Annotated in this window: 15 protein-coding genes; 12 read left to right on the top strand and 3 right to left on the bottom strand. The window is 64.8% G+C overall.

Annotated features, from left to right (window positions below; genetic code table 11):
- Positions 1-43: 43 nt before the first annotated feature.
- Complete coding sequence (locus tag IVB26_RS01835) at positions 44-1,273, bottom strand: MFS transporter (RefSeq protein WP_247970358.1); 1,230 nt, start codon at positions 1,271-1,273, stop codon at positions 44-46.
- A 138-nt stretch (positions 1,274-1,411) separates the two neighbouring features.
- Entirely contained in the window at positions 1,412-2,659 is a 1,248-nt protein-coding gene (locus IVB26_RS01830) for an MFS transporter (protein ID WP_247970357.1), read from the bottom strand.
- Between the two features lie 210 nt (positions 2,660-2,869).
- Between IVB26_RS01830 and IVB26_RS01825 the strand changes: the two genes are divergently transcribed.
- Positions 2,870-4,939, top strand: a complete 2,070-nt coding sequence (locus tag IVB26_RS01825) for a prolyl oligopeptidase family serine peptidase (protein WP_247970356.1) — start codon at positions 2,870-2,872, stop codon at positions 4,937-4,939.
- Positions 4,940-5,118: 179 nt separating this feature from the next.
- Here the strand turns inward: IVB26_RS01825 and IVB26_RS01820 are convergent, their stop codons facing one another.
- A complete protein-coding gene (locus tag IVB26_RS01820) occupies positions 5,119-5,790 on the bottom strand; it encodes a DUF938 domain-containing protein (protein WP_247970355.1) in 672 nt (223 codons plus the stop codon).
- Positions 5,791-6,048: 258 nt separating this feature from the next.
- On the opposite strand from IVB26_RS01820, the gene soxX reads away from it, so the two are divergent.
- The 11 genes from soxX (at position 6,049) to IVB26_RS01765 (ending at position 15,786) form a co-directional block, all read left to right on the top strand.
- Complete coding sequence (gene soxX, locus IVB26_RS01815; protein WP_247973389.1) at positions 6,049-6,393, top strand: sulfur oxidation c-type cytochrome SoxX; 345 nt, start codon at positions 6,049-6,051, stop codon at positions 6,391-6,393.
- A gap of 25 nt (positions 6,394-6,418) precedes the next feature.
- Positions 6,419-6,910 (top strand): thiosulfate oxidation carrier protein SoxY, encoded by a 492-nt coding sequence (soxY, locus tag IVB26_RS01810; RefSeq protein WP_246929213.1) that lies wholly within the window; start codon positions 6,419-6,421, stop codon positions 6,908-6,910.
- 17 nt (positions 6,911-6,927) lie between these two features.
- Positions 6,928-7,239 carry a thiosulfate oxidation carrier complex protein SoxZ gene (gene soxZ / locus IVB26_RS01805; protein WP_247970354.1) on the top strand — a complete coding sequence of 104 codons (312 nt, stop codon included), beginning with the start codon at positions 6,928-6,930 and terminating at the stop codon, positions 7,237-7,239.
- Positions 7,239-8,102 (top strand): sulfur oxidation c-type cytochrome SoxA, encoded by an 864-nt coding sequence (soxA, locus tag IVB26_RS01800; protein ID WP_247970353.1) that lies wholly within the window; start codon positions 7,239-7,241, stop codon positions 8,100-8,102. The genes soxZ and soxA overlap by 1 nt, the downstream gene beginning before the upstream one ends.
- A complete protein-coding gene (locus IVB26_RS01795) occupies positions 8,099-8,404 on the top strand; it encodes a hypothetical protein (protein ID WP_246929216.1) in 306 nt (101 codons plus the stop codon). Before soxA ends, IVB26_RS01795 begins: the two co-directional genes overlap by 4 nt.
- A gap of 54 nt (positions 8,405-8,458) precedes the next feature.
- Positions 8,459-10,210: a thiosulfohydrolase SoxB gene (soxB, locus tag IVB26_RS01790; protein WP_247970352.1), complete on the top strand. Its 1,752-nt coding sequence runs from the start codon at positions 8,459-8,461 to the stop codon at positions 10,208-10,210.
- Complete coding sequence (locus tag IVB26_RS01785; protein ID WP_247970351.1) at positions 10,207-10,662, top strand: DsrE family protein; 456 nt, start codon at positions 10,207-10,209, stop codon at positions 10,660-10,662. Before soxB ends, IVB26_RS01785 begins: the two co-directional genes overlap by 4 nt.
- A 325-nt stretch (positions 10,663-10,987) precedes the next feature.
- On the top strand, positions 10,988-12,025 hold the full coding sequence (locus IVB26_RS01780; protein ID WP_247970350.1) for an MBL fold metallo-hydrolase: 1,038 nt from the start codon (positions 10,988-10,990) through the stop codon (positions 12,023-12,025).
- 99 nt (positions 12,026-12,124) lie between these two features.
- Complete coding sequence (locus IVB26_RS01775; protein WP_247970349.1) at positions 12,125-12,292, top strand: hypothetical protein; 168 nt, start codon at positions 12,125-12,127, stop codon at positions 12,290-12,292.
- A 321-nt stretch (positions 12,293-12,613) separates the two neighbouring features.
- Positions 12,614-13,828 (top strand): MFS transporter, encoded by a 1,215-nt coding sequence (locus IVB26_RS01770; protein ID WP_247970348.1) that lies wholly within the window; start codon positions 12,614-12,616, stop codon positions 13,826-13,828.
- Positions 13,829-14,070: 242 nt separating this feature from the next.
- Positions 14,071-15,786, top strand: coding sequence for an N-acyl-D-amino-acid deacylase family protein (locus IVB26_RS01765; RefSeq protein ID WP_247970347.1), 1,716 nt, complete (start codon positions 14,071-14,073; stop codon positions 15,784-15,786).
- Positions 15,787-15,830 lie beyond the last annotated feature (44 nt).

The raw sequence follows: 15,830 nt of genomic DNA, 5'->3' as shown, positions 1-15,830 counted from the left end.
CATCGAGAAATCGTGGGCACGGCGCTTCGCGCCTTTGCCCACCCTACGAGACCTTTTTCCCGCGCACCATGATCAGCGCCGCCGCCATCACTTCCAGCGCGATGCAGAGATAGAACGGCAGCAAATAGCCGCCGGACCAATCGCGCAAGGCCCCGACGACACCGGGGCCGAAGGCGTAGGTGACCTGGTTGATCGCGGTGTTGAGGCTGATCAGCACGCCGAACGAGGCGCTGTCGAACTCCTGCTGCACGATCAGCGACGGCAGCGTGATGAGATTGCCGACCGAGAAGCCGAACACCGCGCAGGCCGCGATCAGCACATAGTCGTTGTGCAGATTGATGACGACGAGAAGCGCCGCCGCCTGGCTGAGGAACGACAGCGCGGATGCCAGCCGCTGGTTGAGGCGGTCGATCACCAGCGAGAACAGCACGCGGCCGACCACCGCCATCGCGGTCAGCACCGCGACCGCAACCGCGGCGCGCTCGCGGCCGATCACGGGATCGAGGAACGAGATCAGGTGCACGATGAAGCCGACCTGCGCGAACAGCACCAGCGCAAAGGCAATCGTCACCGTGAGGAAGCCGACATCGCGCAGCGCCCAGGCGCGGATCTGCGTCGATGATTGCGGCGTCGCTTTCGCGGACGCCTTCCAGCCGTGCAGATCGGGCGGCCGGCCGACGAGAAGCAGGATCACCGGCAGCAGCAGCACCAGCATGGCGCCGGCGGCGGCATACATCGCGCCGGCGAAGCCGATATGGGCGATCAGCGTGACCAGCAGCGGCACGCCGACGATGCCGCCGAAACTCGCACCGTTGAGCGCCAGGCTGATCGCCATGCCGCGCTTGTGGTCGAACCACAGGCTGATCGTGTTGGTGATCATGGCGAGGCTGGTGCCGGCCCAGCCGAAGGCGAGCACGGCATTGGCGAGATAAAGCTGCCAGGGCTCGCGCACCGCGCCGATCGCGACCGCCGCGGCCGCCATCGCCAGCGTGCCGGCGATCAGGCAGAGCCGCGGACCATAGTTGCGGACGGCCTCGCCGACGAACACGACGAGCAGCGCGCCGAACAGATAGAAGAATGTGGTCCCTGCGGAGATCAGCGAGGCCGGCCAGCCCCGCGCGCGCTGGAGCTCGGCGACATAGACGCTCTGGCCGTAGAAACCGAGCCCCCAGCCGAAGGTCGCAAGCAGGAAGCAGACCGCGACGATGCGCCAGCCTTCGTAGCGGAGGGAGGATTCGTCGATCGGAGCCGCGTGGTGGGGGTTGTCGAGCATTTGCGCCTCTCCTTCGCATCCCCCGCGAGCGCCTCGCTGTACGCTCGTGTCCATGACGAGCATCATGTAACGACACCGGCCTCGAAAATCACTTCGACAGCGATCGAAGCATCAACGTTGCTGACAGCCTCCTGCCAGTCAGATGGCGTCCGGGAACTCGCCCATCGCCGCCTCCAGCCGCGCCTTGCGGCGGCGGGCCCAGGAGACCAGCGAGAGCACGGCAAGGCCCAGCACGACCGGCGGGAACACCACGAGGTTCACCGCCGACCAGCCGTAATTGGCGAGCAGCTGGCCCGAGGAGAACGAGCCGATCGCCATCATGCCGAACACCAGGAAATCGTTGAAGGCCTGAACCTTGTTGCGCTCCTGCGGCCGGTGCGTCTCCAGCACCAGCGCGGACGCGCCGATGAAGGAGAAATTCCAGCCGACACCGAGCACGACCAGTGTGGCCCAGAAATGCATCGCGGTGAGCCCGGAGAGGCCGATGCCAGCGGCCCCGGCTTCCAGCAGCAGGCCGGCCGCCACGATCTTCGGCGCACCGAAGCGTGCGATCAGCGCGCCCGTGAAGAAGCTCGGCCCGTACATCGCGACGATGTGCCATTGAATGCCGAAATTGGAATCGGAAACGGACAGACCGCACATCTTCATGGCGAGCGGCGCCGAGGTCATCACCAGATTCATCATGGGATAGGAGATGATGCCGCACAGCGCCGCGGCGATGAAGCGCGGCTGCGTCACGATGGTGAGCAAGGGACGTCCGCCATGCAGATCGGCCGGCGCGGGCTTCGGCATATCGACGCCGGCAACGATGCCCATGGCGACCAGCGCCACTGCGGCCTGGACCAGGAAGCTGAAGGCGAACAGATAGGGCTGCCAGACGTCCATGGTCCATTGCACGAGCTGCGGACCGAGCACGCCGGCGAACACGCCGCCCGCCATCACCCAGGACACTGCCTTGGGCCGGTAGGCCGCGCTGGCGCCGTCGGCGGCGGCAAAGCGATAGGACTGCGCCACGGAGCCGTAGAGGCCGCCGAGGAAGGTCGCGATGCAGAACAGCACGAACGAGCCGTGCAGGATCGCGAACGAGCCGAGTACGCCGGTGAGGACACCGCAGCCGGTGCCGATGACGAAAGCCCAGCGGCGGCCGTAGCGACGCGAGATCGCACCGGTCGGCAGCGTGCCGGCAGCAAGCCCGACGACGTACATCGACAGCGGCACCGTCGCGAGCGACATGTCGGGCGCGAGCGTCGCGCCGACGATCGAGCCGGTGGCGAAAATCACCGCCGAGTTGGCGCCGGTCAGCGCCTGCGCCGCAGCAAGGCGCACCACATTGGCACGCGCGCGGGCGTCGTCGGCGATCTCATGGGCTGAAGTCACGTCAAGCATGGGATTTTCCGCCCCCAAGGGACTTTCAAGGGGCTCACAAGGGCTTTGTTGATTCCCGGCACTATGGAGGGGTGCGGGAGGGCGGGCAACCGGCGCAAACGGGCGCAGGCCATGCCTCTGACGCAATCGAACGGATGATAGCGGGCCGCGCCCTTGACGGCTTGCGCTCGATCAAATTCTATCCGCCGCGATTTTTCGGGAGTTTCGTTCATGACCGTCGACGACAGGCCCACGCTCAGCGCTCCCGACGACGATCCCTGGCTGTGGCTGGAGGAGATCGAGGGCAAGCAGGCGCTGGATTTCGTCGAGCGGCAGAATCAACTGACGCTGCAAGCGTTCGGCGGGAAAGCCTTCGAGCACGACCGCGACCTCCTAGCTGCGATCTACGACCGCCCGGACAACATTCCCTATGTCAGCCGGCGCGGCACCGATCTGCATAATCTCTGGAAGGATGCCACCAACCCGCGCGGCCTGTGGCGGCGGACGACGCTGACGGAGTTTCGCAAAGCCAGCCCAGCGTGGGAGACCATGCTGGATATCGACAAGCTCGCAGCGAGCGAAGGCGAGGACTGGCTGCTCAGCGGGATCGCCACGATGCCGGGAAGCTCACGCGCCATGCTGAGCCTGTCGCGCGGCGGTAGCGATGCCGTGACGTTGCGCGAATTCGACATGGATACGAAGAGCTTCGTGACAAACGGTTTTGCGCTGCCCGAGGCGAAGGGCGGCGCGGACTGGATCGATGCCGATACGCTGCTGCTGTCCAGCGCCCATGGCGAGGGCATGGCGACGAACTCGGGATATGCGCGGACCGTGCGGCTTTGGCGACGCGGCCAATCCATTGAACAAGCGGTCGTGCTGTTCGAAGCTTCCGTGAACGACATGGCCGCGTACGGCCATATCGACCGCATGACGCCAAATCGCACCATCTGGTTCGGCCGGATGCTGGACTTCTTCAATTACAGTGTCGCGATCGGAGACCAGACGGGCCCCGTCTCGAAGATTGACCTCCCCACCGCCATCGAGCTGCAAGCCCATGGCGACTGGCTCGCGATCAAGCCGCGCGAGGATTGGTCCGTGGCCGGACAGGTGCATAAGGCCGACACCGTGCTCGGCATCCTGCTCTCGGACTTGCTGGCGGGCCGCCGCGAATTCGCCGTGCTGTTCGAGCCGGCGCCTCGTCGGGCAGTTCAAGGATTTTTCTGGGTCGCCGGCAAGCTCGTGCTGTCGATCCTCGACGAACTCAGGCCGCGCTTCGAGGTCTGCACGCCATCTGCTGCGGGCTGGAGCCGCGCAACGCTTTCCGGCCTGCCTGAGATCGGCGTCGTCGACGTCTGGCCGCTCGATCGTCATCCGTCTGAGAGCAATGGCGACCTGCTCGCCAATGTGCAGGACCCGCTCACGCCGCCGTCGATGCGGCTGCTCGAACGCGGCGTCGCAAGCCCGGTCGTGCTGAAGCAGGCACCGAAGACGTTCACCGCCGACGGCCTGGTGGTGACGCAGCACGAGGCGATCTCGATCGACGGCGAGCGCATTCCCTATGTCCAGACCGGTCCGGCAAACGAGACCGGCGATGCGCCGGTATATATGAGCGCCTATGGCGGCTTCGCTCTTGCGGTGAAGCCGTATTACAATTCCTCGCTGGGCAAGCTCTGGCTGGAGCGCGGCGGCACCACGGTGCAGGCGAATTTACGCGGCGGCGGCGAGTTCGGCACGCGCTGGCACGACGCCGGACGTCTCGCCGGCAAAAAGCTCTCGCATGATGACTTCGCCGCGGTCGCGGCCGATCTCGTGCGCCGCGGCGTGACGAGCGCCAAGCGCATCGCCGCGCAGGGCGGATCGAACGGTGGCATCCTCATCACCAACATGCTGGTGCGCTACCCCGAGCGCTTCGGCGCGCTGTTCTGCACCATCCCGCTGATCGACATGCGCCGCTACACCAAGCTGCTGGCGGGCGCGAGCTGGATCGCCGAGTATGGCGACCCCGACAAGCCCGATGAATGGGAGTGGCTGAAGACCTATTCGGCCTATCACAATGTGAGGGATGGCCAGACCTATCCGCCGATCCTGATTGCCACCACGCGGCGCGATGACCGCGTCCATCCCGGCCACGCGCGCAAGATGGCGGCCAAGCTGCAGGCGATGGGCTACGAGGCCTGGTTCTACGAGCCGGCCGCCGGCGGTCACGGCTACGGCAAGGACAACAAGGAGCGCGCCGGCTTCGAGGTGCTCGGCTTCCGGTTTTTGAAGGAGAAGATCGGGTGGAAGGACGGACAGGGCTGAGGCGTATTGACTAAAGGTGCCGGCCACGGGCTGTTCTTACCTCTCCCGCTTGCGGGAGAGGTCGACGTGCGAAGCACGGCGGGTGAGGGCTTTCTCCTCTTGGGGATTGTCCCGTTGTGGAAACACCCTCTCCCCCGCCCTCCCCCGCAGGCGGGGGAGGGAGCGGACCTCCCGCGTAACTACCTCGCGAACACTAGCGTCAGATTGTTCGCGGGCATGTCGATCGTATCGACCAACCGAAGACCCGCAACCTTCGCCAGCGCCTCGACGTCGCCGATATCGCGCACGCCCCAGTCGGGGTTGCCTTCACGCAAGGAGGTGTCGAACACCGCATTGCTGAGCGCGGTGTGCTTGCCGTCGCGCTTGAAGGGCCCGTAGAGGAACAGCTTGCCGTCGGCGCGCAAGTATCGGCCGGCACCGGCGAACAGACCCTCGGCCACGGCCCAGGGCGCGATGTGAATGACGTTGGCGCAGAACACGGCTGCAAGACTCGTCGGCCCCTGCCCGCCTTTCATCTCCGGACACCAGTCGGGATCGGTGAGGTCGATCCGCAGGGGCGAGCGGATGTTTGGCAGGCCAGCGTGCATGCGCCAGGCCTCGATGCTCCTGAGGTGGCGTTGATTGAGGTCGCTCGGCCACCAGATCAGCGAGGGCGTGTGGCGGGCGAAATGGACCACGTGCTGGCCGGTTCCGCTGCCCAGCTCGACCACGTTGCCGGTCAGCCCAGTGAGGTGCTTTTCCAGTGCCGCCCAGAGCGGCGCGTGATTGCGATGGAAGGCCGGCGCATCAAGCCGCCCGTCCGGCTCGATCCGTCCGCCGTCCCTGCCAAATTCGACGACATATTCAGCCAAGTGAGGTCCCCTTGAAAAAACGAGAACACGATGAAAACGGATAAGCGCCCAAACGCCCTGGAAATAGCGGCCCGCGCCATTGCCCTTAAAGCCTGGGCCGAATCCGCCGGACAAATAGTCCGTTTAGTTGCAATGCGGAAGATATTAACTCCATTTTGCCGCGTGCATAGTCTTGATTGTCAGGCGATGCCCTTTGTGCTTTGGAACGCTCCTATTTCCGCGATCGCGACCATCGCCACAACGACTCGGAATGACGCCTTGACCGCCTTGTCCCGGATACCCGTCCTGCTTCTCCTGATGGCCATCGTCGCCAGCCCGGCGCGGGCACAATCCGCCGTCGCCGATGGCCAAAAGCTTGCTTTCGACCGCGGCAAGGGCAATTGCCTGACCTGCCACGTCATCAAAGGCGGCGACCTGCCGGGAACGATCGGGCCGGAACTGAAGGACATCAAGTCCAAGTACCCCGATCGCAATGAGCTCACTGCGATCATCTTCGACGAGACCAAGCGCAATCCGCAGACCATGATGCCGCCGTTCGGCCGGAACCGGATTTTGACCGAACAGGAGATCAGCGCGATCGTTGATTTCCTGCAGACCCTGTAACGGCCGGCACGCCAGGAGATCTCAGATGACCACGACCACCGGCCCCCTTGCGACAAGGCGCCTGATCCTGCAGGGCGCGGCCTCGGTCGCGCTGATCGGCCTTGGCAACCTGCCGTTCGCGGCCAGCCCAGCGCGCGCGGCGGCCAACGACAAATATCCGGAAGAGGCCTTCAAGCAGAAGAGCGAGGCCGACGCGATCAAGGCGCTCTATGGCAAGACTGCCGAGCCTTCCGACAAGGTCAAGCTGGATGCGCCGGAGATTGCCGAGAACGGCGGCGTCGTGCCGGTCTCGGTGACGACGACGCTCGACAAGGTGACCTCGATCTCGTTCCTCGTGGCCGAGAACCCGTTCGCGCTCGCGGCGTCCTACAAGATCGCCGACGGCACCATTCCGGGCGTCGCCAACCGGCTGAAGATGGCCAAGACCACTAAATTGGTCGCCATCGTCGAAGCCGACGGCAAGCTCTACAGCGCGACCAAGGAAGTGAAGGTTACCGTCGGCGGCTGCGGCGGCTAACGGCGAGGGAGGAACAGATGGCATCCAGCATTCGCGTCCGCGCCAACGCCAACGGCGACATCACCGAGGTGCAGGCGCTGATCCAGCACCCCATGGATACCGGCCTGGTCAAGGATTCCAAGGGCGAGCTGATCCCGGCGCATTTCATCCAGGAGCTGAAATTCGAATGTAACGGCAAGGACGTCTTCGTCGCCAATTGGGGCACCGCGGTCTCCAAGGACCCTTACGTCAAGTTCAGCTTCAAGGGCGCCAAGAAGGGCGACGAGCTCAAGATCTCCTGGACCGACAACAAGGGTGCGTCGGATACCACCATCGCAAAGATCGCGTGATGAAGGCCCGCTTCTCCCTCCTGCTCGGCTCGATGAGCGCCGCACTCGTCGCATTCGCCCTCACCTCTGCGCACGTCGTCGCAGCCGACAAGGTCGATCCTGTCGCCGACGCCAAGGCATTCCAGAACTTCTTCTTCCAGAAGTTTCCGGACGTGAAGCACGAGGACTTCGTCAACGGTCCCTATTCCATGAATGAGGACATGAAGCGGCAATGGCAGGAGAAGGAAGAATTCCCGCCTTACGAGTTCGCGCTCGATGCCGGCAAGGAAATGTTTGCGACCCCGTTCAAGAACGGCAAGACCTATGCCGACTGCTTCCCGAACGGCGGCATCGGCATCCGCCAGAACTATCCCTATTTCGACGAGAAGGAAGGCAAGGTCGTCACGCTGGAGCTCGCGCTCAACCGCTGCCGCGAGGCCAATGGCGAGGCGCCCTATTCCTACGTCAAGGACGAGATGGCCTCGCTCACCGCCTACATGGCGTTCACCTCGCGCGGCAAGCCGATGGACATCAAAATTCCCGATGATCCGCGTGCACTCGCGGCGTTCGAAAACGGCAAGCGCTATTTCTACACAAGGCGCGGCCAGATGAACTTCTCCTGCGCCGGCTGTCATGTGCAAAGCCCGGGCGAGCGCATCCGCGCCGAAACCCTGGCGCCGGCGCTCGGTATCCTGAACGCGATGCCGATCTACCGCTCCGAATGGAGCGGCATGGGCACGACCAGCCGCCGCTTCGTCACCTGCAACAGCCAGACCCGCGCGGTTCCGCTGGAGCCGCAGGCGGACGAGTATCGCGACGTCGAATATTTCCTGTCCTACGTTGCCAACGGCCTACCGATCTCAGGCCCGGGAGCGCGGCCATGAAGCGGACACTTCCTCTCGCCATGCTGCTCGCACTCGGCCTCGCCTCAGCGGCGCGCGCAGCAAATGAAGCGGACTACAAGGCGGCCTTTGCCGCCGCGGAAGCCGCGGCCAAGGAGGCGGCCAGCCTGCGTCACCAATGGACCACCACCGTCTCCACGCTGGCAACGGCCAAGAAGGCGGCGGATGGCGGCGATTTCGACCGCGCCACTGCCGCAGCCAAGGAGGCCGAGGCGCTGGCGAAGGCGTCGATCTTCCAGGCGACGTCTGAAAAAGAAGCCTGGAAGGCGATGGAAATCCGCTAGACTGTTCCCCGATGGAATAATTTTGCGATCATGAGAGGGCGCGGAGAATCTGGGATGGCTATCCGCCGCCGCGATTTCCTGAAGTCTGCAGGCCTTGCCGCTGCATCGCTCAGCCTGCCGCGGCTTGCGCGAGGCACTGAAGCCGCGAGCATTTACGACCTCGAGCGGTTCGGCAACGCGCGTATCCTGCACATCACCGACACCCATGCGCAGCTCAACCCGATCTATTTCCGCGAGCCCAGCATCAACATCGGCATCGGCGAGATGGCCGGACGACCGCCGCACCTGGTCGGCCGCGCCTTCCTCGAACGTTTCGGTATCCGCTCCGACAGCGCCGATGCCTATGCCTTCACCTGCGTCGAGTTCGAAAAGTCCGCAGGCCGCTTCGGCAAGCTCGGAGGCTTTGCCCATCTGAAGACGCTGGTCGACCGTTTGCGAGCCGATGTCGGCGAGAAACGTTCGCTGCTCCTCGACGGTGGCGATCTTTGGCAGGGCACCGGGCTTGCCCATGTCATGCAGGGCCGCGACATGGTCGAGGTCGCCAACCTGCTCGGCATCGAGGCGATGACCGGGCATTGGGAGTTCACCTATGGCGAGCAGACGCTGCGCGACAATCTCGAGCGCTTCAAGGGCGAGTTCCTGGCGCAGAACGTTTTCCTGACCGAGGAAGCCGCGTTCAACGATGCCCCAGCATTCGACAAGGCCACGGGGCGCGTGTTCAAGCCCTCAATGATCAAGGAGATCGGCGGCCATCGGGTCGCGATCATCGGCCAGGCCTTCCCTTACGTGCCGATCGCGCATCCCAAGCGGTTCACGCCGGACTGGACTTTCGGCATCCGCGAGGAGGAGTTGCAGAAGCATGTCGATGCCTTGCGCGGCACCGACAAGGTCGATGCGGTCATCCTGCTGTCGCACAACGGCATGGATGTCGACCTCAAGCTCGCAAGCCGCGTCACCGGCATCGACGTCATTCTCGGCGGTCATACCCACGACGCCGTGCCGCAGCCGATTCCGGTGAAGAACGCCGGCGGGACCACGCTCGTCACCAATGCCGGCTCCAACGGAAAATTCCTTGCCGTGCTCGATCTCGCGATCGACAAGGGCAAGGTCAGCGACGTTCATTATCATCTGCTGCCTGTTTATTCCGAGCTGCTGAAACCCGACCCTGCAATGGCCGAGCTGATCGGCCGGCTGCGCGCGCCGCATGTGACCGACTGGTCGGCGAAGATCGCAACGCCCGACCGCTTGCTGTATCGCCGCGACAATTTCTCCGGGCCCGTCGACGAGCTGATCTGCACCGCGCTTCGCACCGAGCTCAATGCCCAGATCGCGCTGTCGCCGGGCTTCCGCTGGGGCGTCACCGCGCTGTCCGGCCAGGCGCTGACCATGGAGGATCTGCTCGCGGAAACCGCGATCACCTATCCCGAAACCTATGTGCAGGAGATGACGGGAGCCCAGATCAAGGACGTACTGGAAGACATCTGCGACAACCTCTTCAACCCCGATCCCTATTACCAGCAGGGCGGCGACATGGTGCGCGCCGGCGGGCTCAGCTACACCTGCACACCGACGGCTGCGATCGGCAGCCGCATCTCGGAGCTGAAGCTCAATAGCGGCAAGGCGCTCAGCGCCAGCCACCGCTACAAGGTCGCAGGCTGGGCTTCGATCAACGGCCAGCAAGGCGCGCCGGTGTGGGACGTCGTCGGCAAATATCTGCGCTCGGGCCGGATGTTTCAGGAGCGGCTCGGCTCCGGCGTCACGCTGAAGGGCGTCGACGACAATCCAGGCATTGCGGGACAAGGATGAGGCGGGCGCAAGTTCTCAGCGCGATGCTGCTGACGCTGCTCATCTGGCCGGCGATGCCGGCTGATGCGCAGCAGGTGCCGCTCCAGGACAAGCCTTTCGGCGAGCACAAGATCGTGCTGCAACTCTCCGACGGCGATGCCAGGAAGCAGGCGCTGGTGCTGAGCGTCGCCAACAACCTTCTGAAGGCCTACGCCCCCGACAAGATCGCGATCGAAGTGGTGGCGTTCGGTCCCGGCATCGACTTGCTGCTGTCAGGCAGCGAGCGTCGCAAGCAGGTCGAAAGCCTGATCGCACAGGGCGTGCGTTTCGACATCTGCCTCAACACGGTGGATACGATCGAGCGCGAAACGGGCAAGCGGCCGGAGTTCATCCAGGCCGCAACACCGGTGCAGGTGGGCGTCGGGCAGATCCTGTTCCTGGCGGAGAACGGCTACACGGTGGTGCGGCCGTAGGCCCACGCTCTGCTGTCGTCCAGGCGCAGGCCGGGACGAATTTGTGAATCGACTGTCGCCTAACATTCTCTGTCATTCCCCGCGAAGGCGGGGAATACAGTACGCCGCGGTGCCTCCGTTCACCTCGACGCCTCTGGAATACTGGATCGCCCGCCTTCGCGGGCGATGACAATGGTGGGTGGGATGACCAGCGGCCAAACCGCCCCCACCCTCCACGTGAATAAAAATCTTCCAAATTTCTATCCGCATCCAGTGAATTACTTCTCTTTCCGGCTCGCAACGTAGTAGAATCCTCGACATCGGTTCCACCGCCGGATTTCCTGCCATGATCTTCCGCCAGCTCTTCGACAGCGTTTCAGGCACCTACAGCTACGTCCTTGCCAGCCGCCCCGGCGGTGAGGCGCTGATTCTCGATCCCGTGCTGGAGAAGGTCGACCGCTACTGCCAATTGCTGCGCGAGCTCGACCTCAAGCTGGTCAAGGCGGTCGACACCCATCTGCATGCCGACCACGTCACCGGCCTCGGTGAGCTGCGCGACCGCACCCATTGCATGACCGTGATGGGCGACCAGACCAAGGCCGACGTGGTGGCGATGCGGGTCGCGGACGGCGACAAGGTGACGATCGAGGGACTGTCGCTCGACGTGATGTACACGCCCGGTCACACCGACGATTCCTACTCCTATCTGATGGGCGATCGCGTCTTCACCGGCGACACGCTGCTGATCCGGGGCACCGGCCGCACCGACTTCCAGAACGGCTCTTCGCGCGCACAATATGAGTCGATCTTCAACCGGCTGCTGAAGTTGCCGGACGAGACGATGGTATTCCCCGCGCACGACTACAAGGGCGATACCGTCTCCACCATCGGCGAGGAGAAGCGCTACAATCCGCGGCTTCAGGTCCGCTCGGTCGACGAATATATCGAGCTGATGGCGAACCTGAAGCTACCCAATCCGAAGATGATGGACGTGGCGGTGCCCGCCAACATGCATGTCGGCCTGCATCAGGAAGAGCTGGAGAAGGAGGGACGCGCGCTCAGCGCGGCGGAGGCGATCCGCAGCCTCGGCCGGCCCGACATCCTGCTGGTCGATCTGCGCGAGAGCAGCGAGCGCCTCAAGCACGGCATGCTCGAAGGTGCGCTGCATACGCCCTATCCGTCAGTCGAGGAGAGCCTCAAGCCCGGCGGCATGCTGCGCGAGGTCGCCGCTGCGACAGGCCGCCGCGTCGTGTTCTTCTGCGCCTTCGGCGAGCGCTCGGCGATGGCGGTGGCCGCCGCCAAGGAGGCCGGCCTTTCCAACACGGCGCACATCGCCGGCGGCCTGGATGCCTGGAAGAAGGCGGGCGGGCCGCTCGTGCATTGACAGGCTTGGCCATCGCCACGCGCGGTCCTTGCGCTAGGTCAGGGACCGCTCATATTTCCAGGGTAGGATCGGGTGCAGCATCACCATCCGGGACCAGCCATGATCAAGATCTGCAAACCGGGCGAGCCGCCCAAGACCGCCGAGAAGAAGCCGGCTGACAACAAAGCGAAGCTACCCCCGCCGCCTCTCGATGACGACGACTACGAGGACGGCGACATCGCAACGCCCAAACGCGACCGCTACGGTGTGGATGACGAACCGTTGTGAGGCAGTGCTCTCACCACACGAACAGCGCGTTCCCTCCCCCCTTGCTGGGGAGGGCTAGGGAGAGGGGTGCCACACGGCGCACTCTTTCGGGAGCACGAAGACAATCTCCGCGTCGACGACGGATAGAGTCTTTGCTGGGGACCCCTCTCCCCCGCCCTCCCCAGCAAGGGGGGAGGGACCGCAGTGTGCCTCGCTGAACCAGTGAGCGAGCATCGAGGCCGCAGTCCCCGCCCGCGCTACCTGCCATGCGCCTGCGTTCATGGACAAATAACCGCTCTCCCCGATAGTTTCCGCGCTTCCAGGGAGTGAAACGGAACTGCAATGGTCGACGTTCTCGCCGCACCGCAGCAAGGCAAGGCGGACAGCGCGCTACGCACGCTGACGGGAATCTCGATCGCGCATTGGGTCAGCCATTTCCATCTGCTGGTGCTGCCGATGCTGTTCCCGTTCCTCAAGAGCCAGCTCGGCGTCGGCTATATCGAGCTCGGCTTCGCGCTCACCGTGTTTGCGGTGGTGTCGGGATTGACCCAGGCGCCGACCGGCTATCTCGTCGACCATTTTGGCGCGCGGCGAATTCTGCTGGCCGGGCTCACGCTCGGCGGGTTCGCGCTGATCCTGCTTGGCCTGCACCTCAGCTACGCCTCCCTGATCGCCTGCGCCGTGCTGCTGGGCCTCGCCAACAGCGTCTATCATCCCGCCGACTATGCGATCCTGGCCGAGCACATGGACGAGGCGCGGATGGGCCGCGCCTTCTCGATCCACACATTTGCCGGCTTTCTCGGCGGCGCCGTGGCGCCGGCGATCGTCGCTGCGCTCGTCACCTTGTCCGGCGGCGTCGGCGCGCTGATCGCATCCGGCGTGATCGGCATTCTGGTGGCGCTGCTGCTGCTCGTCATGAACATTCCCGACGCTGGCGCCAGCAAGACGCGGCAGCAGGGCGGCGCGACCGCACCGAAGCAGGCCGTCATCACGCCGGCGCTGATCGTGCTGACGGCGCTGTTCATGCTGCTCAGCCTGTCGGTCGCGGGGATCAACAATTTCGGCGTCGTCGCGCTGATGAGCGGCTATGGGACGTCCTACTCGGCAGCCAACGTCATGCTGACGGCATTCCTCGGCGCCAGCGCCGCCGGCGTGCTGGCTGGCGGTTTCCTCGCCGACCATACCGAACGCCACGGCTATGTCGCCGCGGCCTGCTTTGCCGTGAACGCGGCGATTGTGCTGCTGATCGCGCTCGTGACGCTGCCGGGCTGGGCGCTGACGGCCGGGATGACGCTCGCAGGATTCCTCTCCGGCGTGATTGCACCCTCGCGCGACATGCTGGTGCGCAACGCCGCGCCCGCGGGCGCAGCCGGCCGCGCCTTCGGCATCGTCTCAACCGGCTTCAATCTCGGCGGCATCGTCTCACCGCTGCTGTTCGGGTGGATCATGGACCAACACGCCCCGCACTGGGTGTTCGGCGCGTCCGTGATCTTCATGGTCGCCACCGTGGTGCTGTCGCCGTTCACGGAGAGGAAGCGGGAAGCTTCTGCAAATTGAGCGGTTGGTCTCGCCACGAATTCAACTGTCGTCCCTGCCTAGTGCGCAATTGCGCACGGGGCGCAGGGACCCATAACCTCACGGAGGAGTCGTAGCGCGAAGCTGGTCACTCCGGGTCTTCGCAAAACATCTCCCTGTGGTTATCGCGACGAGCGCAAGCGCTCGCGCGGAGGCCCCGGATCGGCGCTTCGCTTGTCCGGGACGACGAGAAACAACAAAACAACAAACCGGGAAGAAACACGATGAGCACCCCTGATCTCGTCATCCGCGGCGGCACTGTCGCGGATGGAAGCGGCGGCGAGCTGTTCGAGGCCGATGTTGCCATCACCGGCGGCAAGATCAGCGAGGTCGGCAAGATCTCCGCGAAGGGCCGCGAAGAGATCGACTCGCGCGGCAAGCTCGTGACGCCGGGCTTCGTCGACGTGCACACCCATTACGACGGCCAGGTCACCTGGAGCCAGGACATCACGCCGTCCTCGCAAAACGGCGTCACCACCGCGATCATGGGTAATTGCGGCGTCGGCTTCGCGCCGTGCAAGCCCATCGACCACACCCGCCTGATCCAGCTGATGGAAGGTGTCGAGGACATTCCCGAGCCGGTGCTGAGCGCCGGCATCCCCTGGGCCTGGGAGAGCTTTCCGGACTACATGGACTGGCTGGCCAAACGCGATTTCGACATCGATGTCGGCGCGCAGCTGCCGCATGCAGCGCTGCGCGTCTACGTCATGGGCGAGCGCGGCGCGCGGCGCGATCCCTCGACCGCAGAAGACAATGCGGCGATGGCGAAGCTCGCGGGCGAAGCTGTGCGTTCCGGCGCGCTCGGCTTCTCGACCTCGCGCACGCTCAATCACCGCACCTCGACCGGCGACTTCACGCCGACGCTGAAGGCCGGCGAGGACGAGCTCACCGCAATTGCCGGCGCGATGCATGCTGAGGGCCGCAGCGTGCTGCAATTCGTGCTGGATCTCTCCACCCTCCACGAAGATTTGCCGATGATGCTGCGGGTCGCCGACACGACGAAATGCCCGATCTCGTTCTCGATCACCCAGAACGACAAGGCACCAAACCGCTGGCGCCAGACGCTGGACGAGATCAACGCGGCGGCCAGGCGCGGCCTCTCCATCACCGCGCAGATCGCGGCGCGCCCGGTCGGCCTGCTGCTCGGGCTCGAGCTCTCGCGCAATCCGTTCCAGACCCATCCGAGCTACAAGGCGATCGCCCATCTGCCGCTTGGGGAGAGGCTGGCGCGGCTGCACCAGCCGGAGGTGCGCAAAGCCATCCTGAGCGAGACGGCGACCGCGACCGACGATCCGCTGTTCTTCCGGCCCAACTACGACAAGATGTTCCTGCTCGGCGATCCCCCCGATTACGAGCAGCCGCCGGAGAACGCGCTGGGGCCCCAGGCGCGCAAGCAGGGCCGTCAGCCGGAAGAGTTCGCCTACGACGCGATGCTGTCGGACGGGGGCCGCGGCATGCTCTACGTGCCCTTCCTCAATTATTCCGACGGCAATTTGGACGCGACGCGCGAGATGCTGATCGACCCGCAATCGGTGCCGGGTCTGTCCGACGGCGGCGCGCATTGCGGCATCATCTGCGATGCGAGCTTCCCGACCTACCTGCTGACGCACTGGACGCGTGACCGCAAGCGCGGCGAGAAGCTCACGATCCCGTTCGTGGTCGCAGCGCAGTCACGCAAGACCGCACTCTCGGTCGGCCTCACCGACCGAGGACTCATTGCTCCGGGCTACAAGGCCGACATCAACGTGGTCGACTATGACCGTCTGCACCTGCACCCGCCGAAGGTGCATTACGATCTTCCGGTCGGCGGACGGCGGCTGTTGCAGGACGTGGACGGTTATGAGGCCACCATCGTGTCGGGCGTGGTGACGCGGCGGCATGGGGCGGCGACGGGACGGCGGCCGGGCAAGCTGATTCGGGGCGCGCAGGGGATGAATTAGGCGCGGCGTGAGGCGCGAAGGCTGCGCCTCATTCTCGGTGTCAT

The sequence above is a fragment of the Bradyrhizobium sp. 195 genome (assembly GCF_023101665.1).
Classification (GTDB): Bacteria; Pseudomonadota; Alphaproteobacteria; order Rhizobiales; family Xanthobacteraceae; genus Bradyrhizobium.
This window is presented reverse-complemented; position numbering and strand designations above follow the sequence as displayed.